This window comes from Hymenobacter sp. H14-R3 (genome assembly GCF_030063445.1).
Lineage (GTDB): Bacteria > Bacteroidota > Bacteroidia > Cytophagales > Hymenobacteraceae > Hymenobacter.
This window is the reverse complement of the sequence record NZ_JASITD010000027.1, coordinates 1-23,118: the sequence shown is the minus strand read 5'-3', so window position 1 is coordinate 23,118 and position 23,118 is coordinate 1. Positions and strand designations below refer to the sequence as shown.

The window sequence follows — 23,118 nt, the reverse complement described above, 5'->3', positions numbered from 1 at the left end:
TCTGCTACCCCACCGACCTCATGCTACTATCCGATTCAACGATTGACCAAGTACGCCAGCTCGATATCCTCACCGTCGTTGAGCCCTACGTTAAGCTGAAATCTCGGGGCCACAAGCACGAAGCCTGCTGCCCCTTCCACAACGAAAACACGCCATCGTTTTCCGTAAGCCCTGGCAAGCAGATTTTTAAGTGCTTCGGGTGCGGCGCTGCCGGCGACGGCATCGGCTTCGTGATGAAGCACCAGAACCTGACCTTCATCGAAGCCGTGAAGGAAATTGCGGCCGCCCACAGCATCGTGCTGGACTTCGAGCAGCTAACGCCCGAAGCCGCGGCCAAGGCCGAGGAGGAGCAGCGCCAGCGTGAAGCCGTGCTGATTGCGCTCCAGTATGCCCTGAGCTACTTCGCTGGCACACCCCTGCCCGAGCGCTGGGCCGAAACCCGCAAGCTGAAACAGCCCGTGCAGCAGGCCTTCCAGCTGGGCCACGCCGAGCAGCGCAAAGACGGCTTCTACCAGGATGCCATCAAAAACGGCTACTCGGCCGAGGTGCTGGTGCGCGCTGGCCTGGTGCGGCAGGTAGAGCAGGAGGGCCAGGAGCCGAAGTACTACGACTTCTTCCAGGACCGGATTATGTTCCCCATCCGCGACGTGCGGGGTCGCGTTATCGCCTTCACTGGCAGGCTGATAACGGAGCCCGCGCCGGATGCCGCCTACAAGCCTGGGAAGTACGTCAACAGCCCCGACACGGTCTGGGTGAAGGGCGACCACCTCTACGGCCTCGACCTGGCAGCCGATGCCATCCGCAAAACCAAGGTGGCTTACCTGATGGAGGGCAACATCGACGTGATGCAGTTTCACCAGTGGGGCCTGGCCAACGCCGTGGCCCCCTGCGGCACGGCCCTCACCGACCACCAAATCAAGCTATTGAAGCGCTACACCGAGCACGTGGTGGTGGTGCCCGACAACGACCCGGCCGGCATGAAGGCCCTGCACAAAAACGCCCAGCACCTGATAGCCGCGGGCTTCCGCGTGGATGTGCTGCTGCCGGAGCCGGGCCTCGACCCCGACGACATGCTGAAGCGCAAGGTGAAGACCCAGGAGGAGCTGGAGGCCTGGCAGCGCAAAACCGCCCCCTACATCACCGGCGTGCTGCTCGACGAATGCGAGAAGGATGCCAGCCTCGGTGGCCACGACAAAGCCGGCGCCATTGGCCGCCTGGGCGAGGTGCTGGAGCTAATCGAGAACGACACCCTACGCCAGGTGTACTACGGCGACGTCGCCGAGCGCTGGCCCGACTTTAAGCGCAGCTACAAACTGACCAAGCGGGGCAATGACGGGCTGGATAAGAAGGCCCTCGACAACCTGGGCGACAACCGGGCCGACTACTTCGACTTTGGTTTTTTCGAGAAAAACGGCTGCTTCTACTGCTTTGCCAAGAACCTGGAGGTGCGGATTTGCAACTTCACCTTCAACATTCAATACTTCGTGCTCAGCTCCAACGAGCCGAAGTACGTCTGCCACTTCACCAACATGTTCGGCACGTCGCGTACGATGGCCGTTACCACCGACGACTTTACCAGCGTGGCCACGTTCAAAAAATGCGTAGCCAGGTTGGGCAATTTCATATTCGAGGGCAACGACGAGCAATTGAACATGCTGAAGATTAAGCTCTTCAACGGGGTGGCCGAGGCCGTGCAGCCCCGCACGATGCTCTACAACCCCAACGGCGACTTTACCACTTTCGCCAACGGCCTGCTCTATAAGGACCGCTTCTTCCCGGCCGACCGCTACGGCATCGTTCGCCTCGAGCGCGCGGTGGCCACGATGGAGGAGCTGGCCGAGCTGCGCAGTGAGGCGCACGTGGGCGTGGGCGAAGACGTGCACGTGCTGCACTCGGTAGAGAAGCTGGCCAAGAAGGTCGGCGACCTGGAAAAACTGGAGGCGCTGGTAGAGCAGGGCGAGATAACGCACCAGGCGCACTACTTCCTACCCTTCGCCAGCACCCTCAAACTGACCGACGACGACGACGACAACTACGAAAACGAGCGCCGCTTCCGGCTGCCTACTAAGGTCGCGGCCATCAGCTTCGAGGACTGGAGCACGCTGCTGGCCAAGGCCTACGGCAGCAACAGCATGGTGATGATTAGCTTTTACCTGGCCGCGGTGTTCCGCGATATCCTCTACAAGGCCAACGGCAACTACTTCCCCCTGCTGCACATGTACGGCCTGCGGGGCTCGGGTAAGAGCAAGGCAGCCGAGGCGCTGATATCGTGCTTCGGCCAGTTTTCGGAGGAAACGGCCGTGCGCCTGGCCGGCGGGGCCACCGCCACCGGTATCCAGCGCTACATGAGCACGGCCCGTAACTCGCTCATGATGCTCGACGAGTACAAGAACTACCTGCCCATGCCTACCATCGAGCTGCTCAAGGGTATTGCCAACGGCACCGGCAAGCTGATGGGCCGGGCTACTGGCGGCAACGAAACCAAGAGCCTGCGGCCATTATCGTCGGCCGTAGTGTGTGGCCAAGACCTGCCTACAAAAGACCCAGCGCTGCTTTCGAGGAGTGTAGTGTTAGAATTCTCGGAAGAAATGAAGCGCCACAACGACCGCACTTCCTACGAAGAACTTCGTACTTTTCAGGAAAGTGGGGCTACGGTGCACGTAACCAAGGAGGTGCTGAAGTACCGCGACGTGATGGGTACCTACCGTCGCCGGGAGCCCGACGTGACCCGGCGCATCCGGCTCTACTGCCAGGAGCAGCTGGGCATCGAAGACCCCGAGGACCGCACCGTGCAGAACGCCGCCACCCTCTACTGCACCACCGAGATTCTGAGCGAGGCGGGCCTGAAGCTACCCTTCGCGCTCGACGACCTGTTCGGCAAGCTGATGGAGCGCATCCAGGAAGTCATTCAGATTCAGCACACCAGCGACGATGTGGAGCAGTATTTCATGGTGCTCTCGTCGATGATTGGCCGCGACATTTTTGAGGGCCGCCACTTTAAGCTCTGGAAGGAAGACGACGGCATCACCAAGCTCTTCCTGCGCATCCGGCAGGTACACCCGCTTTACCTGCAGGCAGCCGCCCGGCAGGGCGTGGAGCCGCTCTCGGCCGCTACTATCCGCAGCTACCTCACCAAGAGCCGCTTCTTCCTGGAAGACCGCACCAAGGGTGTGCGGTTCAAGGACGAGCCCAACGCCACCAGCGCGATGGTCTTCAACTACGACCGCATGCGCGAGGACGGCGTGGAGCTATCCACCACCGAGAAGCTCGATGAGATGATTGCCGAAGACGACGCCAGCCGGCGCATCGCCCACAAGGTGCGCCTGGGCGACGATGCCGAGCAGCTGGTGCACGCCTGGCTCGACGCGCAGGCCAGCGAGACCACACTGGCCGTGTCGGCCGCCCTGCGCCAGTTCAATGAGGATAAGGAGCCAGGCCTGTCGGAGCCGGCTTTCCGCGCCCACCTGCGCCAGTATGTGGAGGTGGGCACCGTGCACGAGCTGGAGTTTAGCAGCGACGCCCAGCGCTTCCGGCTGAAGACACCGTTCTAGCCAGGGAAAGGAGGAAATAGTAATAAAAGTCAAAAGGCGCCTAGTGCGCCTTTTTTCGTGCTCAGCCGCACCGACCTCTTCAGCCAACTAAGTAGATAAAATAATTTCTTTCCTCTTTCCCCTAATACAAATTTCATTTTTTATAACACACTGTAAACAATTGTTTTATATTTTATAACATCGGTAAAGTACCGGGGAAAAAAGGGGAAAGAGGGGGAAAGTTGGGGAAACGCCCCAAATAAGGGGGGGGGAAATGGCCCAAAGAATCCCTCCGTTTCCCCCTTTTTCCCCGCTTCTCCCCTACTCCCTAAGAGGTATTGATTTGATTGTCAGCATGGTGTATATGCTAGCATGGGAAAAGGGAAAGGTGTTTCCACAGAGCTGCCGCTAAAATCTGGCTGGGACTGCTGACCACTCCCAACGCACGCCCCCCGAATCGGCGCGATTCCGGACCACTGCTATCTAATCGAAAAACACGCTCCCGCTATCCCAGAGTGCTATTTTACTGGACAAATATGCCCAGCATTCTGAACGATAATGTCTATTTTATAGATTAGCTTTACTACCCTGCTTAGCTGACTGATTAATAGACTTTTTACCCTGCCCTTTTCTGCATGCTGAAGACATACCCCGCCCTAACCCCTACCCCTTCTACTTCGCTGCTTTCATCACCTTCCCCGTCCTTTCCCCTGCTGGGTACTGCCGCTAGGTTTGAGCATCCTAAGCTCCCCGCGCCCGTGAAACGAATCGACTTCCCTATCAAGCCCTACCTGCTCAAATATCTGGAGGTGCACCTCGAACTTAAGCGCCTGGAGACCGACCCGCTTAAGCTGGAGGACTTCGTGCTGAGCAGCGCCAACAAGCAGTTCGGCCTGCCCCTAAGCTGGCTGCTACGCAAGTCGGTTAAAAGCGCGCGCCACGAGGGTAGCAACGAGGAGTGCACGGCCATGCTAGGCGTCGATTTGCGCAACTACAACTTCTCCTACTACGAGCTGGCGCAGAATCACCTGACGCCCTACGCCATTTTCGAATTCAACCAACTCGTTGACGAAATCTTCAAGAAGGAGCTCTACTGGTGGGTGCGTCAGCACCGCGAGCGCCGAGCCACCATCAAAGATGCCATCCGCTCCTACATGGCCTTCTACGATATCTGCGAGGAGGACATCGCTTACGAGACCCTGCGCAAGAACGTGCAGCGCAATGGCGGACTGCCTTCGCGAAAAAAAATCAAGGAAAAAGGCCCAAAAACCGGGAATTTTTCTATGAATGTGTCCCAAAAAACAAGCGCTTTGTCCCAAAAAACAAGCGCTTTGTCCCAAAAAACAAGCGTTTTGTCCCATAAGGCCACCTTTGAGGCTGTGCGTCAAGAACTTAGTAAACTACCCTTGCCGCTTTTTGAATCACGCTTCTTTCATAATGCAGCCTAGCGCCTTCGACTTCCGCAACCTGGCGCAGGAGCCCGATGACAACCTGGGCGGGGTGGAGGCGCTCTGGTATGCCCGCGCGGCCGACCTGCTCTACTTCGATCCGCTCAGTGACTTGCCCATCGCCCAGCTTGAGCTGGTGCCCGGCGCGTTCTGGTACCAGCTGGTGAGCACCCGCGGCACCGTGCGCTACAAGCAGACCCCCAAAGCCCTGGGCCGCCACGGCGACAGCCACACCCAGAAGGTGGTGGGCACGCTGGCCCGGCACACGGCCGAGCTGGCGCGGGGCCTCGAAGCCCTGGAGCGCCAGCAGCTCGTGGTGCTCTACCGCGACTACAACGGGCAGGTGCAGCTGCTGGGCACGCCCGAGCAGCCCCTGGCCTGGAGCGACGCCTACGACTCGGGCGACCAGGCTGCCCGCAACAACTACGACTGGACCCTCTCGGGCGAAACGCCGCGCCGGGCCCGGCCCTACCTGGGCACCTGGCTGGTGAGCGGCGTGGGCCTTGTGGGCAGCATCGAGCTGGGGGGTGGCAGTGGCGGCAGCATTGAAATCCGCGACGCCCGCGGCAACCTCCTGGCCATTGTGCCCGCCGGCCGCACGGTGGTACTGCGCTCGGGGTTCCGCGTGGCTTACTCCATTATTTAGCCTCTACGCCCCGTGCTTACCCCCCAGCAATTTGCCCAGCGCGCTAACATACGCTTCGCCGACAACGAGTTTCAGAACATTACGGAGGCCTCCTTTCGGGACTTTGCCGAGGATGCGCGCCAAACCTTCGTAGCCCAGGGCCCGCCCAACGTGCCATTCTACGACGAGGGTACTGAATATCACCTCAATGACCTGATACAGTACACCTACGGGCCTACCCAGCAGTTCGTGGCTCAGCGTAGTGGCCTGCTGCCCCCGCCCAGCTCGCCCATCGGTGACGATACCTGGCGGCTGAGCACGGCCGTGACGTTAGAGTACGCTACCTCGCAGTACATCCTGGCCAGCGAGTTGCTCGCCCTGCGGGGCAGATTCAAAGCCCAGCGCCTCTACATCGTCTTCAACCGGGTCGATGCAAGTAATGGATTGCTGGACGAGCTGCGCATCCGCGCCCTGAGTACCGATAGGTTGGAGCCCACCGGCTGGCTGATGCAGGAGCCGCCAGTGCTGGTAAACTACGACCTGGCCACCGATACCACTACGGCCTTTGAGCAGGGTGGTGGCCCGGGCGGCGCGGTGGAATGGACGCAGGGCAGCGCCTACAAGAAGGGGCAATTCGTTACCTACACCGAATCAGTGTACCTGGTGCGGCTCGATATTCAGGTGTCCAATGCCGCGCCGGCTGGCTATCCGGCCGGCTTTAAGCTGGTGGGCGGGGGCAGTATCGGTGGCGCACCGCAATGGGCGCAGGGGGCACGGGATGGCCTTACGTTCGTTTCGGACCTAGGCCAGGTGTATCTTGTGTTGCGCGCTGTTTCGAGCCAGCAGCCCCAGCCGCGCCCGGCGCTGGATGCAACTAATTACCTGCTGCTAGTCGGAAAAGATTACGTAGATAACGCAGTACAATTGCCGGGCGTTTTGGTGCGCCAGAACGTGGTTGTAAACGCCTTAGCACCAGTAATTTATACGGGGGCAAGTCTGGCAGATGCCGGCGACGCGCTAACCGCGAAGGGCGGCGGCGGCGTGTACGCCTTTATTGACATATACCGTCAGCCTGCCATACTTGCGCGCAACATTACCCTGCCAACGGGCACGGTAGTAAATGGAAATAACTACATAATTAGGCTAGATGGAAAAACGATTTCGTACAACCAGGCCGGCCGCTTTTTTAATTTCGCGGCGGAATCGGGGACAATGCAGTGCAAGTTTCCGAGCGACCAAAACCCGACCGAATTTGTAGGCGGGCGGTTTGGCAGTGTGCTGCATATTGCGCCACCAAACGCATTGGTGCTACATACCAACGTACTATATAACGATGCGCCTGACTTTGTGCGGTTCTCCGGCGGCGGGACTTTTCTGCTTAATGGCATTTCGGCCGACCCGTTGCCGGGCCAGATTGCAGCAGACGGCACAACCGTAAGGCGTTCAGATTCCGTAGCTGGGCCGGCCGGCAAGTGGCCTAGTTTCACCAGTCCGGTCAGCGACTTAGGCAGCCAATTATACAAGGCTACCGCACCGCAATACATACGAACGGCTGATGTTAGATACACCACGAACGGCGGCGCGTCTTATAGCGCAGCCGTGGCCGCGCAACGGGCTGGCGATGTGTTTAGCTTAGCCGCCCCGGCCGGTTCTCCAATCGGCCAGCTAGGCTGGCAAGTGGGGCCAGGGTATGGCCGTGCCCCGTCCGATACGCTGTTTAATGCGGTTGCTTTTGCCTTGCCGGACGTGTTGCGCTTCTACGCAGGTGCAGAAACCCACATTGACGTGAACGGCAAAAGCTGGCAGCCGCTACCGGCTTCGCAGCCCCGTTTCGACTATAACGGAGCTGGGTACCCGCCGCTAGCTACGGTAGATGCGGAGTTGTACAATATAGTGTTCTATACTGGCAGTGATTTTTCCATTAATTTGCCAGTAGCCAATGGAAATTACCGGCTAGGTCTGGTGTTTAGCGAACCTTACGGCCCTTTGCGGGGTGCGCGTACTTTCGACGTGCGGCTAGATGCTAGCGGGCCGCTCATTCTTGCCAACGTGAATACGTACACAGCAGGGAGTAATATTGCTAGCTACGCGAGCCAAGCAATCATTTCGGCAACCGGCGGCAATGGCATAACGCTATCTCTTGCCAGCACGGGCAGCGGGCCGCCCATTCTGCAATGTATTACCCTCACCACAGCGTGATAGAAAAGCCAATAACTTACTAGCTGGCCCTGGCCCGCATCACTTACAAGGCCCTGCGCCCCTGAGCACCCCGAGCCCCGCCCCACCCGGCGGGGCTTTTTGCTGTCCTTTTTGCGCGCTAGGCGGCCGGCCAGCTTTGCATCGATTCTTACCCAAAGTCGATGCTTACCTACGCCACCCTCGCCACGATGCTGCAAGCCCCGGTCCTTCTTGAAGGCCAGGGGGTACAGATGCTTTACGCCCAGGTGGCCCAGCTACTGGCCGGCCGCTCGGGCGGGGCCAGTGAGCAGGAGCGGCCAGTAATGCAGCTCGGCTTCTCGGCCTTCACCCCGCACGCCGCAGCCCTGGGCGTGCAGAGCTACGCCACCCTCGACGAGGTGCCCGCCGGCTCGGTTGCCGTGCACAGCATCGCCGGGGTGATGATGCCCTTTGACTCGTGGTACGCGGTCGGCACCGGCACCATCGGCCAGCGCGTGCAGCAGGCCGATGCCCACCCCAGCTTCATTGGCCACGTGGGCGTGTTCAACACGCCCGGCGGCAGCACGATGGGCCTGGAAAACTTCGCGGGCATCATCGCCGGCACCCAGAAGCCCTTCGTGAGCTACGTGCAGCAGGCCTGCTCGGCCGGCTACTGGGGCGCCAGTGGCGGCAACGCGGTGATGCTGGCCGGCCGCACGGCCATGTGCGGCTCCATCGGCACGATGGCCGAGTTTCTGGACTTTACGGGCTACTTCGAGCAGCTAGGCATCAAGACGGTACGCGTCAACGCCACCAAGAGCACCAACAAAAACGCCTCGTTCCAGGCCGCCATCGACGGCGACCCCGAGCCCCTGCGCGCTGAAATCCTCGACCCCCTTAACGAGGTGTTCCTGAGCACCGTGAGCACCAACCGGGGCGACAAGATTCCCGCCAAGCAGCTCAAGCTCGTGACCTCGGGAATGGTCTTCGTGGGGGAAGCCTGCCTCGCCAACGGCCTGGCCGACCTGATGGGCTCGCTCGACGAGGCCATCGCCCTGGCTGAGCAACTCGCCAACGAGGCCGACACTACTGATTCATCTCCTTCTTCTTCAACTACTTCCATGTCTCTCTTCGCCAAGAAGCTGACGCTGGGTGCTGCCGCGCACGCCCTGGTTTCCGCCGTAGCCATCACCCCCGAGCAGGCCACCGCGGCTAATGCCGAACTCACGGCCGCCGGGGTAACCGGCGCGCAGCTCATCACCGAGGCCGCCTTCGAGGACCTCACCACCACGGCCGGCCGAGCCACCGCAGCTGAGGCAAGCCTTCAGCTCGTGACCACTGCCCTGGCTGCTGCCGGTGCCACCGACATCGCCGCCCTGGTTGCCCAGCGCGACGGCTTCAAGGTAAAGGCCGACAAGTTCGATAAGGCCCCCGGCGCGGCCCACACCGGCACGGCCCTGGAAGCTGGCAGGACCGATGTGGAGCTGGGTGAGCCCAGCGCGCACCAGAAGGCCATCGACGCGCTGCCCCACAACCAGGCGCTGGCCGGCAATCCGCTTTTCGGGCCCCGCATCAAAGACTAGGGCCCGCCCCTGCTCGCCCCGCTTTTCTCCCGCTTTTCACTTCTAAAAATTTCCCTTACCGATGGCAGACTTGACCATTGAATCCCTGCTGGCCGAGTACGGCAGCTACTACATCGCTGCCGGCCAGAACGCTACCCGTCTGGTGCAGCGCGCCTTCATCGCGGGCGTGACGGAGTCGCTCTTCGGCTCCATTGTGACCGACGACACGCAGTACCGCATGGCCAAGACCGACCTGGGCCGCATCCTGCAGGCCTTCCAGCCCGGCTGGACGCCCCTGGGCACGGTAGCGGTTACGCCCGTGGTGCTGAGCCAGTTCCCGATGAAGGTGGACCTGGAGTTGACGCCTGACCAAATCGAGGCTTCCTGGCTCGGCTTCCTGGCCGACAACGACCTCGACCGCGCCAAGTGGCCGGTTATCCGCTGGTTGATTGAGGCGCACATTCTGCCCCAGATTCAGGAGGATTTCGAGCTTAACGAGGTGTACCTGGGCAAGTTCGTGGCCCCCACCAAGGGCGTGCCCTCGGCGGCCGGCACGGCGATGGACGGCATCCGCACCATCATCAACCAGGGCATTGCCAACTCGCAGATTACGCCCATCTCGCTGGGCGCGCTGCCCAGCGACGCGGTTGCCTTCTGCGAGTACGTGGAGGCGTTCTGCCGCGCCTTCAGCATCCGCTACAAAGGCCGCCCGATGAAGGTGTGCATGAACCCGACGCTGGCTGAGCGCTACGCCCGTGGTCGCCAAATCAAGTATGGCCGGGACATGAATTTCATGACGTCCAAGCCCCTGCTTGCCGGCAACGGCGACGCCATCGTGCAGATTCCGATTGAGTTCACCTTGCACACGGTAGTCGGCCTGGTGTCGATGGGCACCAGCTCGAAAGTCTGGGCCACGCCCGACGACAACCGCAAGAAGCTCTCGAAGAAGTCGGTAAACGAGAAAATGGTGCGCGTGGAAAGCGCCAAGCGCGAAGTGGCCATTTTCACCGACTACTACAAGGGCGTGGGTTTCCCGCTCCTGGAGGCCGTCTTCGCCAACGAGCTGGACCTGGGCAACACCGTCACCTAGCCACCCCCACCTCGGCCAAGGCCGGCTCTCCGTTGGGGGGCCGGCTTTGGCGGTGCCAATCCTCTCATTTCTAATTATTTACCCTCTACTACCGTGGCAGAAGCCCTCACCCCCGAGCAGCAGAACGAAGCGCTCACCAAGCAGGTAACCGACCTGAAGACCAAATCGGGCCAGCTCGAAGCCACCATCGCCGACCAGAAAGGCCAGCTCAAAACCCAGGGCGCTGACCTGGCCAAGGCAGTTAAGGACCGCGACCAGGCGGTCGCTGACCGCGACAAGGCCAAAACCGACCTGTCGGAGAAAGTGACCCGCGTGCGCGAGTTGGAGCTGGATGCCGAGGCCAACGAAAACGTCATCGCCGGCCACGAGTCCCGCGAGCGTGCCGCGAAAGTAGCGGCCCAGGGCGGCACTACCGTGGTGACCCACGAGAGCCAGGTCTACCGCGTGCTCGTGCCGCAGTTCCACTTCGAGGGCAACCTGGTGAAAGGGGCGGACCTGGCCAGCAACCCCGCCCTGGTGGCCAAACTCGTGGATAGCCGCTCGGGCGTGCTGGAGCTGGTCGACGAAAAAGACTAGCTCGCCAGCTACCAGGAAGATTTCACCTATTATATCACCTGCTTAAGCTATTCAGCATGAATACGTTTGACCTCAACAACCTCGCTGGCCCCGAAGGTGACGACAACACGCCCGGCTTGCTGGGCTACATCCTCACGGCCCGCGAGAGCGACTTCACTACCATCGCCAAGGCCCCCAAAACGGGGGTTAAGGCGGGCGACACGGCCATCATCGCGGCCGACCACGCCTTCAAGCCCGGCAAGGGCTGGACCAAGCAGTACATCACCCTCGACTCCAACATGCTCAAAGCCGCCATCACGGGCGAGCGCGACGGGCGGGGCCTGAAGGTGAGCTTCGAAGGCTTTCACCCTGGCAACAAGGCCGAGGCCCTGGAATTCTTCCGCGTGGTGAAAAACCTGGGCCTTATCATGCTGGTGCCCGATGCCGACGGCACCTACCTGCAAGTGGGCTCGGAGGGCTTGCCCGTAGAGCTGGCCCCCGACTACGACTCGGGCAAGCTCTCGAGCGGCCGCCGGGGCTTCAACGTCAAGGGCGAGGCGTACGCCAACGGTCTCTACATCTACGCAGGCGACGTCCTGATGAAGCCAGTCTAGCCAATGGCCACCTCTCCCCACCAGCTCCAGCCCGAGGTCGCGGCGAAGTATAAGTGCAGCATCGTCCCCACGAGAATCGAAATTCAACGGTTGGGCCGCACGATTGACCTGCGCACGCTTACCCTGACCGACGCCGACGAGCTGGTGAAAGACCCGCAGTTCACCTACCTCGTCGCACGTCGCACCCGCAAAAGAACGTCCGCGAGCGAGGCGTAGGTGCCCTCCGGCATTTGTTCCGAAAAAGCCCGCTACCCACCCGGTAGTGGGCTTTTTCGCGTCCTTTTTTACCGTGACGGCTGCCGGCAACTTCGGGGCATGAAACCGGAACAAATCACCACCTGGCTGGCCTCGGGTCAGGACTTTGCCCAGGGTGCGGCCCTCTACAACGCCGGCACCCCCAGCAAGACCTACCAGCGCCTGTTCGCGCTGGGAGCCACCGAGTACAGCCAGGCGGTGCTCGTGCGCGAGTTGCGCGCCCTGGTGCCCGCCCCCGCCCCTGAGCCAGCCGTGGTGGTACCCACGTCGCCGCCGGATGCGCCGGCCGCGGAGCCAGTAGTCCTGGCCCCGCCGGTGGCCACCGCCCCGGCTCCGGCTGCGCCGGCCGCGGGGCCGGTCCTGGACTCCCACCCCGTGCTGCAGCAGGTGCGCCAGCAGCTGAAGGCCGTGCGCGACGAGCGCAGCCACCTGCACCCCCAACTCACCGGCAAGAACGTGGGCAAAAAGGCCCGCGGCGTGGTCGCCCTGCGCATCGTGGTGCTCACCAGCGAGGAGGCCAAACTCAAGGCCCTGGAGGCCCACGTGCGGGCCCACGGCCAGCTACCCGGTCCGGTGGCCACCGACGAGCTCACCGATGCCGGGGAGCTGCGCCGCCGCCTGGCCAACCGGCGCTGCCTGCGCAGCAAGCTCAAAAACAACCCCGCCCGCGCGGCCGACCTAGCCGCTGTGGAGGCTGATATCCTGCTAATCCAATCAAAACTAACGTCTTAGTCATGTCTGAAGACCTACTCCCCCTCGCCTGGCACACCACCCAGCGCCGCGTGCGCGACCTGGTGCCGCTCTCCTACAACCCGCGCATCCTCACCCCTGAGGGCCGTGCGCGCCTGGTCCACTCGCTGGCCAAGTTCAACCTGGTGGAGATACCCGCCATTAACCTCGACAACGTCGTCGTGGCCGGCCACCAGCGCCTGGCTATGCTGCTCGATGCCGGCCGCGGCGACGAAACAATCGACGTGCGCGCCCCCAATCGTCAGCTCACGAAAGACGAGCTCGACGAGTACAACGTGACCAGCAACGTCGGGGCCGGCCAGTTTGACTACCAGGCCCTGCTCGACAACTTCAGCCACCTCAACCTGGATTTCATCCTCGACACGGGCGGCCTGGAGCAGCTGGCCGCCCTGAGCGCGCTGGTCATTCCGCCGGCCGAGGAGGCCGAGTTCGACCCCAGCCCGCCGGCCACGCCCGTGTCGGTGCTCGGCGACGTGTACGAGTTTAGCTCGGATGGCCTGGGTCTTACCCACCGCCTGGTGTGCGGCTCCTCGACCGACTCGGACGTGGTGGCCCGGGCCGTGGGTGAGGGCGTGCTCATCGACCTGGTCAACACCGACCCGCCCTACAACGTCGATTACCAGGGCAAGACGAAGGACGCCCTCAAGATTGAAAACGACAGTATGAGCGATGGGGACTTCTATCAGTTCCTGTGTGACTATTACACGAACTGCTACGCGTTTATGCGCCCTGGTGCGCCCATCTACGTGTTCCACGCCGATTCGGAAGGGGCCAACTTCCGCCTGGCCCTCAAGGACGCCGGGCTGAAGCTGAGCCAGTGCCTGGTGTGGGTCAAGCAGGCCTTCGTGATGGGCCGCCAGGACTATCACTGGCAGCACGAGCCCATTTTGTACGGGTGGAAGGAGGGCGCGGCCCATACCTGGTACTCGGACCGCAAGCAGACCACGGTGCTCAAGTTTGACCGCCCTGGGCGCAATGCCGACCATCCCACGATGAAGCCCCTCGACATCCTGGAGTACCTGGTCGAGTGCTCCAGCGCGCCGGCCGCGGTGGTGTTCGACGGCTTCGGCGGGTCGGGCTCGGTACTCATCACGTGCGAGAAAACCGGCCGCCAGGCGCGCGTTATCGAGCTCGACCCGCGCTACGTGGACGTGCACGTGCGCCGCTACGTGCAGTTCATGCGCGACAACCAGCGCCGCTTTACCATCACCCTTAACGGAGAGGAACTCACTGATGTCCAACTCGCTGCCTACGCTCAGTAGCCTGCCCGGGGCCGAGCAGGTACCCCTGCCCACGAGCACGGCCGTGGAGCGCATTTTTGCGGCCTATCAAGACGAAAACGGCCCGGGGCTGGACGGTCTTAGCCGCAAAGACAAGTTGGTGCACAGCCAGCTGGAGGCGGCCTACGCGCTGATTCTCAACTACCACTCCTTTGAGCAGGCCTGGCCCTTGCTGGCCAAGCAGTTCGCTATCAGCCGGCCCACGTGCTACCGCCGGCTGCGCGACGCCCAGAACCTGTTCGGCGACTTTAAAAAGGTCAAGAAGGAGGGCCGCCGGACGGTGTTGCTGGAGTTTGCCCAGAAGCTGCTGCAGCTGAGCCTCACCATGCGCCCGCCCGACGTGAAATCGGCCCTGGCGGCCATGAAATTCATCGCGGACATCACCGGGCTCCGGCGCGCGGATGCCCACGGTGAGGACGAGGGCACCGGCACGGGCAATACGTCCTACGTGCTGAATCTGACCGTGGAGGGCCGTAAATCGCGGCAATTTGACCTTACCCGGCCCGAAGAAATCAGCGACGCGGATTACGAGCTGATTGAGGAGGCTGTGAGCGAGAATGTGGTCAACGCCGACCAGATGCAGCTGCTCATCAGCCAGGCCAAAGAAGGAGGCGGCAAGCTATGACCGTTATCAACCAAGAACAGCTCCGGTTCAATCAGCCGCAGCAGCGCTACATCACGGCGCGGGGTAAGAAGCAGGGCATCAGCGTCTGGGGCCGCGGTACGGGCAAGTCGAGCATCATTGCCTGGGATATTCACCAGATTGTGAAGACCATGCCCCGCAGCTGCTGGGTCATTGTGGGCTCGACCTATAAGCAGGTGCTTACCCGCACGCTGCCCTCGACCGTGGCCGGTCTGGAGCGCCTGGGCTACCGCCTAAACCGGGATTATTACATCGGCCGCAAGCCGCCGCCCGCCCTGGGCTGGGAGCGCCCCTTCGAAGGCCCCTTGAGCTACGACCACTTCATTATTTTCAAGAACGGCACCGGGTTTCACCTGGTGTCGCTCGATGCCGGTGGCTCGGCCTCGCGGGGCCTGAACGTGGACGGCTTTATCGGCGATGAGGCCCTGCTTTTCGATAAGACCAAGCTCGATGCCGACTTGTCGGCCACCAATCGGGGCAACGGCCAGTATTTCGGTAAAAACCCGATGCACCACGGCGTATTCTTGTTTTCGTCCATGCCCTGGGGTGATACCGGGCGTTGGCTGCTGGATAAGTCTAAGTATTACGCCCAGGAGGGCGTGGACCTGGAGGAGCGCCAGAATGAGCTGATTGACGCCCAGGTGCGCTTTTTGGACGCGGAAACCGACGAGGAGAAGCTCTACATCTGGCGCGAGCAGGTGGTGCCGATGATGAAGGCCGTGCGCTACTTCCCCTCGCAGCGCGACCGGGGCACCTTCTACTCGGAGGCTAACGCGTTCGACAATATCCAGAACCTGGGCCTGCAGTACATGCTCGACCAGCGCGCCTTCATGACGGACTTCACGTTCCAGATTGAGATGATGAACCGCCGGCCCACCACGGTGGAGGGCGGTTTCTACCCGAAGCTCGACCAGGCCCGCCACGTGGTGGAGTGCGCCAACGACGACTTCGTGCTCGGCCTCACCGACGAGAAGAAGGGCGGCCTCAACCTGAAGAAGCTCATTGCCGCCGGGGGCTCGCGCTTCCTGGGTGATGCTGATTTCTCCGATAGCCGGGGCGATAGCGACTGCCGCTCCCATAAGCCCCTGCGCATCAGCGTAGACTGGGGCGGCAAGATTACCACGATGCTCGTGGGCCAGCCCCACCTGGATAAGCAGGAGTACCGCCTGCTCAAAGGCTTCTACGTCAAGCACCCGGCCTTCATTGACGACCTGGTCGAGGCGGTAACCAACTACTACTCGTGTCACCTGCGTAAGGAGATTGAGTTCCTGGCCGACGAGGAGTACGGCAACGCCACGCGGGTCGATAACGAGTTCACCCTCAACGAGACGCTAATGGCGGCCTTTCGCAAGAAGAACTGGCGCATCCAGCGCTACGGCCTGGGCCGCATCCCTGGGCACCCCACCCGCTACCTGCTGGCCCAGGAGCTGCTCGGGGAGAGGAACCCCAACCTGCTGCGTATTCGCATCAACAAGGTCAACTGTAAGGACGTGGTGACGGCCATGCTGCTGGCCCCCGTGAGCCAGGACTCGAAGGGTCGCATCGTCAAGGTTAAGAAGAGCGAGGGCAAGAAGGACTTCCCCCAGGAGAACGCGACCCACTTCACCGACAACGTGGACCTGCACTTCCTTAGCTGTGGCACGGAGATAGTCAACGCGGCCGTCGACTTCAGCCAGCTGCTCATCGTCAGCTCGTAGTCCTCGACCACCCAGCCACCCGCAAGCCCCGACCGCCTGGTCGGGGCTTTTTGTTTGCCCACGCCCCTGGCCCGACCCCTCGCCCAGGAAGCGGGGGGTGTGGCAGATATCCCCGAGGCACCCCCCGGCAATTGCCAGACGGCGACAGTGCAAGCAGGGGGAATCTCCTCGCCTTCTGAGACTCTGAAACGTCGTATCAGCCCTAAAACGGCGTTTGCAGCGCGTTGGGGCGCATTGGGCGGGTTTAGAGTGAGATTGGACTTTTAAGCCCTTTCCAGGCTCTGGGGGCCGTTTTTGTGTCCTTTTGCCTGCCTCGGTGGGGTGGGTACTTCGCTGCACCAATGGAAAAGCGAAACCCCCCTTTCAACCACCTGGCCGCCGCGGCCCCTACGGCGCTCAGCACCCCGGGCAGCACGGCCATGCTTCGGCTCAAGGACGCCCTGGAGCTGCTCGACGGGCCGGTGCCGGTCGCCGTGCGCTGGGTCAAGTGCGACGTGCGCCGCAAAACGGCCGGCGAGCTGGGCTACCTGCCGGCCGGCCGCATCGGCCGCGGCACCCGCACGGCCACCGCGGCCCTGCGCCTGCCCACCGCGGGGGAGGAAACGGCGGCCGACCGCGCCGATGCCGCGGCCGGGGGCCAGGTGCCGGTGCCCACCGGCACGAAGGACCCCGCCCACTGGCTTAACGCCACCCGCAACCTGGTCGATACCCGCACGGGCCTGCTAGTCAAAATCCACATCTACCTGCTCACCCACGTGGCGGGCCGCAAAGTCTACCTGTAATGGAACAACTCGTTTACTCCAGCAACGGGCTGGCCTACCACCGCGGCCTCAACGCGGCCGTGCGCCTGAACGGCGCGCTTGGCGCAGCCACTGGCCCGAGTGCCGCCCCGCGCGGCCAGCAGGGCGGGGCGCAGCCCTCCTCGCCGGTCGATAAGACGACCGCCTCGGGCGTGCTCGCCCCCTGGGGGCCGGGCAACGATTTTCCGCAGGTTATCATGGCCGAGATCGGCAAGTCCACCATCCTGGGCCCGGTGCTGGACTGGAAAACCCGCGCCGTGTACGGCAAAGGTATCATCTACGGCAAGGTAACGGGCTATAAGCCCGATGGTTCGGAGATATTTCAGCGTCAGAAAGACCCCTTGGTGGAGGCCTTTTTCAAGGCCTCTAAGATGCACCGCTACGGCAAGGAGGGCATCCAGGGGCTGATGTACTTCGCCAACTCGTTTCCGGAGCTGGTTATCAGCAACGACCGCAGCCTGATTACCAGCCTCTGCATTCAGGACGCCGCCTTCTGCCGCTACTCGGCCCAGCAGGCGGGCCAGGCCGTGCCGCAGTGGGTGTACATCAGTGCCAACTGGCCGGCCGCCCAGCCAGGCGACAGCTACACCTACCAGGTGCCGGTGCTCGACCCCTACCACGACCCGGTGGAGGCCCTGCGCAACGACCGGCGGGGCTTCAAATACATCTACCCGCTCTCGCTGCCCAGCCCCGGCCAGGCCCTCTACCAGCTGGCCGCCTGGAACCCCATCCGCAAGTCGGGCTGGCTCGACGTGGCGCAGGCCATTCCCGAGTTCAAGAAGCAACTCTTCATCAATCAGCTCAGCATCAAGTACCTGATTGAGGTCGATATCCGGTACTGGGAGTGGAAATACCCCAGCTGGAAGGAGAAGAAAGAGGGCGAGCGCAAGAGCATCATTGCCGAGGAGCTGGACGCTTTCGAGCGCACGATGTCGGGCACGGCCGGCGCGGGCAAGTCCATCATGACCGTGACCATGCCCGATCCCCAGAACCCGGGCGGCACCATCAAAGTGTTCACCGTCACGGCCATCGACGACAAAATCAAGTCGGGCCTCTACGTGGAGGACTCACAGGAGGCCAGCAGCCACATCTACACCTCGCTGCAAGTGGACCCCACCCTGTCGGGTATCAGCCCCGGCAAGGGCATGGGGGCCGGCTCGGGCTCCGATAAGCGGGTGGCCTTCAACGCCTTCATCGCCACCCACAGCTTTCACCAGGACCTGATTCTGGAGGTGCTCTACTTCATCCGCGACTACAACGGCTGGGACCCCGACCTCGAATTCCGCTTCCTCAACCCCCAAATCAACACGGCCGACGCCCCCACGGAAGTCGCCAATAGCTCCTCGACCGATGCCCCTGCTTAAAACCATTGCCGAGCTCAAGCGCTACGTGCCCGTCGACACCACCGGCATCCTGCCCAGCTTCGCCCTGGAGCTGGAGCAGACGGAGGCCGACGTGATTGCCCCGCTGCTGGGCCCGGCGCTGCTGGCCTGGCTCCAGGCGGCCTACGACGCGCCCGACTTCGACCCGGCCGGCCCTGGGCTGGCCGCCCAGCTGCTGCGCGCCGTGCAGGCCCCGTTGGCCCGCCTGGCCACCGCCACCGCCACCACGGTGCACCAGGTGAGCATCGACGAAACGGGCGTGCACATCACCAGCACCGACACCAGCAAAACGGCCTTTCAGTGGCAGCTCGACCGCGTGCAGGCCCAGTTTCTCAAACGCGGCTTCAGCGGGTTGGATGCGCTGGTAGCCTGGCTGGAAGCCCACGCCGAGGCCTCGCCCGAGTTGCAGGCCTGGGCCGCCTCGCCCGCCGGCCAGCGCCACCGCCGCGAACTGTTCATCAGCACGGCCGACTTCCAGGAGTACGAGAACATCAGCTCGTCGCGCCTGGCCTTCGAGGCCCTCGGCCCCATGCGCCGCCGCCTGGAAAACTTCGAGCTGGGCCCGGTGCTCAGCCCCGAGTTCCTGGCCGAACTGCGAGACCAGGTGCGCAGCCGCGCGCTCACCAGCGACAACGAGAACCTGCTGCGCACCTACGTCTACCCGGCCCTGGCCTGCCTGACCATCGGCCACGCGGTGCCCGAACTGGGCCTGAGCCTGAACGGGGGCGGCATCGACCTGACCATTGCCCGCCTCGACGACAGCAACGCCAAGGAGGCCGACGCCGGCCTCGACCAGCTGCTGCAAAGCAAAGTGAGCGAGGCGCTTATCAGTGGGTCCCGCTACCTGCGCCAGCTCACCAGCTACCTCGACCGCACGGCCTCGGCCCTGCGCTTCCCCACCTACTTCGCTTCCAGCGCCTACACCGCCCCCGACCAGCCCGCCTTGGTCGTCAATACCCTCATTTCTAAGGTGTATAAATTCTGCTAAGCCATGCCTTATCCCACTTCCCCGGCCCCCGTGGGTGGCCAGTCCCTGATGCTCTGGCTGGCCATCACCGTCTGCCCCTGCCTCTTCCTGCTGCTCGCCTGGTTTCTGGTGCGCACGCTCAAGCAAATCGAGGATGCTATCCAGTCGAGCAAAGCCGAAACGACCCTGCTGCGCGCCGAATTAGGCGTGGTAAAAAGTGAGTTGAAGGACTACGCGGGCCTGGTGCAGCACCTGAAGGAAGAAACCGGCGTGCTCAAGCAAGCCTACGCCGCCCTGGAGCGGGCCTTCACCGCGATGGATAAGTGGCTCTACGGCCAGGCCATGCTCGGCAAGCTGCCCCACCCGCCAAATTTCAAGGCTGCCCCCCCCGAAACCACCCTGGTCGATTAACAACTACTTCACTTTTTCCCCAATCACTTCCCCCATGTTTACCCCTCTTCGTTTGGTTCGAGCAGCCGTGGCCCTCTGGCTGCTCTGCTTTGCCGGCAGCATCCTGGCCTCCTCGTGCCACCTGTTCAGCCTCTCCTTTGCCCTGCAAGCCGGGCTCTGGGTGAGTGGAATCGTTGGCTTCGGGGCCCGCTTTTACTACGGCGACGCTGCTACCTCGCCCCTGGTGCCGCCCCTCAACCTGCCGGCCCTGCCGGCCCTGCCGGCGCTACCCACCGGCGGGCGCATCGCCGTGTTCGCCGTGGTGGCCTCGTCCATCTTCTTCGTGCTGCCCCACGTGCTGCGCTGGTTTGACCCCACCGCGGGCGGCTTTGCCCCCGATACGGTGAACGCCGCCGCCCTGGGCGCTTTCCACTACTTCGCCGCCCTGAGCATGGCTTACGTCAGCTGGCGCTGGATTTTCCCCGACCTCTACGCCTACGCCATCGACTGCATGTCGGACAAGCTGCTGGCGAATCTTACGGACGAGCTTAAAAACTTATTCAACGACCGGAGCTGCGACTTGCGGGCCGTTGCCGAAAAACGTCACATTGCTCAATTTCAATTTCTTATCAGATGCGTTCGCTTCGTTTTTGCCTTGTCGCCCTTTTTGTTCTTCTTGCTGCTGGCCAATCACGCGCTGACGGCCGCGCTGACAGCAGTGCCAGCCGCCGCGCCCGGGTTGTAAGGGTCGCCTTGAGCCTGGAGGGCATCCGCGAACTGGGCCGCAATGCGGGGGCCGCCGTCGAGCACATCATCAACTATGCCGGTGGCAAAGTGGGCGATGCCTACTGCTCCTGGACAGCAGTTTACATCCTGCGCAAGGCGGGCATTATGGTGCCGCGCTTCGGCAAGGCCAAGAGCTGGTTCGACCCGGCCCACGTGGTGTGGCGGGCCGGCCAGCAAGTGGCCGGCCGGCCGCCTCCCCAACTGGGCGACCTGCTGGGCTATACCTGGGGCTACCCCCACATCTGCCACGTCGAGACGCAGGTAGGCCCCTGGGGCACCGGCCCGAGCGTGCGCGCGCTGGGCGGCAACACCGGGGGCGGCGGCGCCCTGAAGCGCGAAGGCGAGGGCGTGTACCAAAACTGGCGACTCAAGCGCCTGGTAGCCGCCGTGGCCAACGTCGTCGATAACCCTCACTATACCCACGGAGACCTGCCATGAAAGCCTTGATTTTTCTGCTCTTAACTACGCTGCTTACGGGCTGCGCTACTACTGCCTTCGAACCCAGTGCCCAGGCCCCGCGCCGGGCGCGCCATTACTACCAGCACCAGCAACGCCGGCACGCCCACGAGCGCCGCCGCGCGCCGCAACCTTTTCTCCCCTGGAATTAGTGAACTTCCTGATTCGCCTCCTCGCCCTACTAGCCGGCGCCGCCCTCGTGGCGGGCACGCTGCCCAGTTGCGCCACGTCAGCTGCAATAACTAACTCGCTCAGTCAGCCCCTCGACACCACCATTCAGCGTCAGGTGGCGCGCCATATGGGTAAGGTCAAGTTTAAAGGCAACGTCACCATCCAAATAGGCGCCGGTAACGTCAACGCCCCCAAGTCCCAGGCGCCGGTGGCCACCGGCACGAGCCAGGCGCAGGACTACACCAAAGCCGGCCAGCACGGTGGGGCCCTGGCCACCGCGCCTGGTGCCTCAGCCGGGGCCACTACCCGCACCGGCGTGCCAATCTGGGCACTAGTTGGCGGTGGACTCCTCGTGCTGATACTATTACTTCTTGGCCTAGCTTATCGCTTTCGAGCGCGACTGATTAAGGCACTAAAAATAAGTGTCTAATCCACTTGACAATCATGCAAAAGGCTCCTATTTAGGAGCCTTTTTTGTGTAGGTTTGATGTCTAATTTTCCCCAAATACTCAATATGAGCAAACTTCTTCTTTTACTCACTACCCTTTTCTGCTCCTTCTCAGCCCTGGCCCAGAAGTCAGCTGACGTTGCGGTCACCGATTTCCCCATCAAGGAGGATAAACTCTACTACGAAGGCGTAGTGGACGCCGCCCCGACCGCTAAGCAGCTTGACTTGTACCGCACCGGCCGCACCTGGTTCGTCGATACCTATGTCGATGCGAAGGAGGTGCTCCAACTCGACGACAAAGCCGACGGCAAAATGATGGGCAAAGGCCGTTATAAATACTCGTTCGTAAACGGCATTAATATTTCGCAAGTGCTTATGCGCTTCACGCTGGCGCTCGATGTGAAGGATGGCAAATACCGCTACCGCATGTACAATTTTGAGGGCGATAACGTCAATACCAGCATGTTGGGCGGCGCGAATGCTACGCAGCTACGCATCCTGGATTACAACCAGTGCTACCTTGATTTGAAGGCTGATAAGCGCACCAAGTACAATCTTAAAGTGCTTCAGGGCATGGACGCGCAGGTAAAGGGAATCGTGGCCTCCTTGCAGAAGGCAATGATGAATGCAGCCACTGGTAAAGACGATTTCTAAGTGGGTCGCTATAATCCCAGCCGTGACCCCAATCTGGGCGACCGAATAGTTGGGGTCATGCTGATGACGTTGCTCGGCGCAGTTGCCTTAAGTTTATTATTCGCTGGGTGCCAGTGGCTCTGGCGGCATTTCACCAGTTAACTTTGCCCAGCTAGCGCGGATGGAGTGGGTAGTCGAAAGGCCCCAGCCATGAATCGTGGTAGTAGCTCCCCGCCGTGCTGAGCTAGCAGTTACAGCCCGTTTGCATCCAATGCAAACGGGCTGTTTTGCGTTGCGGCAACCCTATATTTGCTGAGCAAACACCTTGGGAAAAATATGCCGTCCGCCCTCGGCCGTCGAAATACGGCTGGGGTGTAGAGGAGGAGTGTGACCTCCACATTCGGGCGAACGGCCCTGAGGTGTTTGCGGCGATTACCCCAGCTTGCCTGACTGCTGCTATGGCTAAGAAAAAGGATGCCCCCATCGGCTTCGGCCGCAAGCCCATGCCCGACGAGGCAGGCGACACCGAGCAGGCAGCTGGCCCGCCCGAGCGGCAGCTGGGCCCACCCCTGGTGGAGCCAAAGGCAATCGATGACGTGATGATGTACAAGATTTTTACTCGCTACAATCTTCAGCCACTGCTACCGCCGGCTAAGTTCGAATATCAGCTCGTGGAAATTATCGCTGCCCTGGAGGAACGCGTGCGTGAGCTGGACCCTGATTTATGAGCAATAAAAAAGCCCCGTATAATTCTTGTCCTTACCCAAATCTTAAAAAGCGCTGGCCGGTAGGTCGGCGCTTTTTTTGGGCGTTAATCGGCTAGCAGTTGCGCGGCCATCTGGACGCCTTCCACGAGCAGGCGCAGGCTGCGTCGACCGA

At 62.0% G+C, this 23,118-nt stretch carries 23 protein-coding genes; all 23 read left to right on the top strand.

From position 1 onward, the window contains the following. The first annotated feature begins 20 nt into the window (after positions 1-20). The 23 genes from dnaG to QMK33_RS19195 all read left to right on the top strand — a co-directional run bounded on the left by dnaG (position 21) and on the right by QMK33_RS19195 (position 22,967). On the top strand, positions 21-3,551 hold the full coding sequence (gene dnaG, locus QMK33_RS19305) for a DNA primase (protein ID WP_283566261.1): 3,531 nt from the start codon (positions 21-23) through the stop codon (positions 3,549-3,551). Between the two features lie 737 nt (positions 3,552-4,288). Further along, a complete protein-coding gene (locus QMK33_RS19300; RefSeq protein ID WP_283566260.1) occupies positions 4,289-4,978 on the top strand; it encodes a hypothetical protein in 690 nt (229 codons plus the stop codon). Beyond that, positions 4,968-5,624: a hypothetical protein gene (locus tag QMK33_RS19295; RefSeq protein WP_283566259.1), complete on the top strand. Its 657-nt coding sequence runs from the start codon at positions 4,968-4,970 to the stop codon at positions 5,622-5,624. Before QMK33_RS19300 ends, QMK33_RS19295 begins: the two co-directional genes overlap by 11 nt. Positions 5,625-5,636: 12 nt before the next feature. Continuing rightward, positions 5,637-7,802: a malectin domain-containing carbohydrate-binding protein gene (locus QMK33_RS19290; protein ID WP_283566258.1), complete on the top strand. Its 2,166-nt coding sequence runs from the start codon at positions 5,637-5,639 to the stop codon at positions 7,800-7,802. 161 nt (positions 7,803-7,963) lie between these two features. Then, entirely contained in the window at positions 7,964-9,343 is a 1,380-nt protein-coding gene (locus tag QMK33_RS19285; RefSeq protein WP_283566257.1) for a S49 family peptidase, read from the top strand. Positions 9,344-9,413: 70 nt separating this feature from the next. Then, positions 9,414-10,412, top strand: a complete 999-nt coding sequence (locus tag QMK33_RS19280) for a hypothetical protein (protein ID WP_283566256.1) — start codon at positions 9,414-9,416, stop codon at positions 10,410-10,412. A gap of 93 nt (positions 10,413-10,505) precedes the next feature. Continuing rightward, on the top strand, positions 10,506-10,988 hold the full coding sequence (locus QMK33_RS19275) for a hypothetical protein (RefSeq protein WP_283566255.1): 483 nt from the start codon (positions 10,506-10,508) through the stop codon (positions 10,986-10,988). 56 nt (positions 10,989-11,044) lie between these two features. Continuing rightward, entirely contained in the window at positions 11,045-11,581 is a 537-nt protein-coding gene (locus tag QMK33_RS19270) for a hypothetical protein (RefSeq protein WP_283566254.1), read from the top strand. A gap of 3 nt (positions 11,582-11,584) precedes the next feature. Next, positions 11,585-11,797 (top strand): hypothetical protein, encoded by a 213-nt coding sequence (locus QMK33_RS19265; protein WP_283566253.1) that lies wholly within the window; start codon positions 11,585-11,587, stop codon positions 11,795-11,797. A 99-nt stretch (positions 11,798-11,896) separates the two neighbouring features. Continuing rightward, positions 11,897-12,568, top strand: coding sequence for a hypothetical protein (locus tag QMK33_RS19260; protein ID WP_283566252.1), 672 nt, complete (start codon positions 11,897-11,899; stop codon positions 12,566-12,568). 2 nt (positions 12,569-12,570) lie between these two features. Further along, positions 12,571-13,848 (top strand): DNA modification methylase, encoded by a 1,278-nt coding sequence (locus QMK33_RS19255; RefSeq protein ID WP_283566251.1) that lies wholly within the window; start codon positions 12,571-12,573, stop codon positions 13,846-13,848. Next, the gene (locus tag QMK33_RS19250; RefSeq protein WP_283566250.1) at positions 13,820-14,491 is read left to right on the top strand and encodes a hypothetical protein; all 672 of its coding nucleotides are present in this window, start codon (positions 13,820-13,822) and stop codon (positions 14,489-14,491) included. Before QMK33_RS19255 ends, QMK33_RS19250 begins: the two co-directional genes overlap by 29 nt. After that, entirely contained in the window at positions 14,488-16,206 is a 1,719-nt protein-coding gene (locus tag QMK33_RS19245; RefSeq protein ID WP_283566249.1) for a hypothetical protein, read from the top strand. The genes QMK33_RS19250 and QMK33_RS19245 overlap by 4 nt, the downstream gene beginning before the upstream one ends. Before the next feature lie 341 nt (positions 16,207-16,547). After that, entirely contained in the window at positions 16,548-16,988 is a 441-nt protein-coding gene (locus QMK33_RS19240; protein WP_283566248.1) for a hypothetical protein, read from the top strand. After that, positions 16,988-18,370, top strand: a complete 1,383-nt coding sequence (locus QMK33_RS19235; protein WP_283566247.1) for a hypothetical protein — start codon at positions 16,988-16,990, stop codon at positions 18,368-18,370. The genes QMK33_RS19240 and QMK33_RS19235 overlap by 1 nt, the downstream gene beginning before the upstream one ends. After that, positions 18,357-19,376 carry a DUF6712 family protein gene (locus tag QMK33_RS19230; RefSeq protein ID WP_283566246.1) on the top strand — a complete coding sequence of 340 codons (1,020 nt, stop codon included), beginning with the start codon at positions 18,357-18,359 and terminating at the stop codon, positions 19,374-19,376. Before QMK33_RS19235 ends, QMK33_RS19230 begins: the two co-directional genes overlap by 14 nt. Before the next feature lie 3 nt (positions 19,377-19,379). Further along, positions 19,380-19,766 (top strand): hypothetical protein, encoded by a 387-nt coding sequence (locus QMK33_RS19225; RefSeq protein ID WP_283566245.1) that lies wholly within the window; start codon positions 19,380-19,382, stop codon positions 19,764-19,766. A 34-nt stretch (positions 19,767-19,800) separates the two neighbouring features. Continuing rightward, the gene (locus QMK33_RS19220) at positions 19,801-20,490 is read left to right on the top strand and encodes a hypothetical protein (protein ID WP_283566244.1); all 690 of its coding nucleotides are present in this window, start codon (positions 19,801-19,803) and stop codon (positions 20,488-20,490) included. A gap of 8 nt (positions 20,491-20,498) precedes the next feature. Next, a complete protein-coding gene (locus QMK33_RS19215) occupies positions 20,499-20,969 on the top strand; it encodes a hypothetical protein (protein WP_283566243.1) in 471 nt (156 codons plus the stop codon). Further along, complete coding sequence (locus tag QMK33_RS19210; RefSeq protein WP_283566242.1) at positions 20,966-21,139, top strand: hypothetical protein; 174 nt, start codon at positions 20,966-20,968, stop codon at positions 21,137-21,139. Before QMK33_RS19215 ends, QMK33_RS19210 begins: the two co-directional genes overlap by 4 nt. Beyond that, on the top strand, positions 21,139-21,588 hold the full coding sequence (locus QMK33_RS19205) for a hypothetical protein (protein WP_283566241.1): 450 nt from the start codon (positions 21,139-21,141) through the stop codon (positions 21,586-21,588). The genes QMK33_RS19210 and QMK33_RS19205 overlap by 1 nt, the downstream gene beginning before the upstream one ends. 84 nt (positions 21,589-21,672) lie before the next feature. Next, positions 21,673-22,260, top strand: coding sequence for a DUF4468 domain-containing protein (locus tag QMK33_RS19200; RefSeq protein WP_283566240.1), 588 nt, complete (start codon positions 21,673-21,675; stop codon positions 22,258-22,260). A 437-nt stretch (positions 22,261-22,697) separates the two neighbouring features. Next, complete coding sequence (locus QMK33_RS19195) at positions 22,698-22,967, top strand: hypothetical protein (protein WP_283566239.1); 270 nt, start codon at positions 22,698-22,700, stop codon at positions 22,965-22,967. Positions 22,968-23,118: the final 151 nt, after the last annotated feature.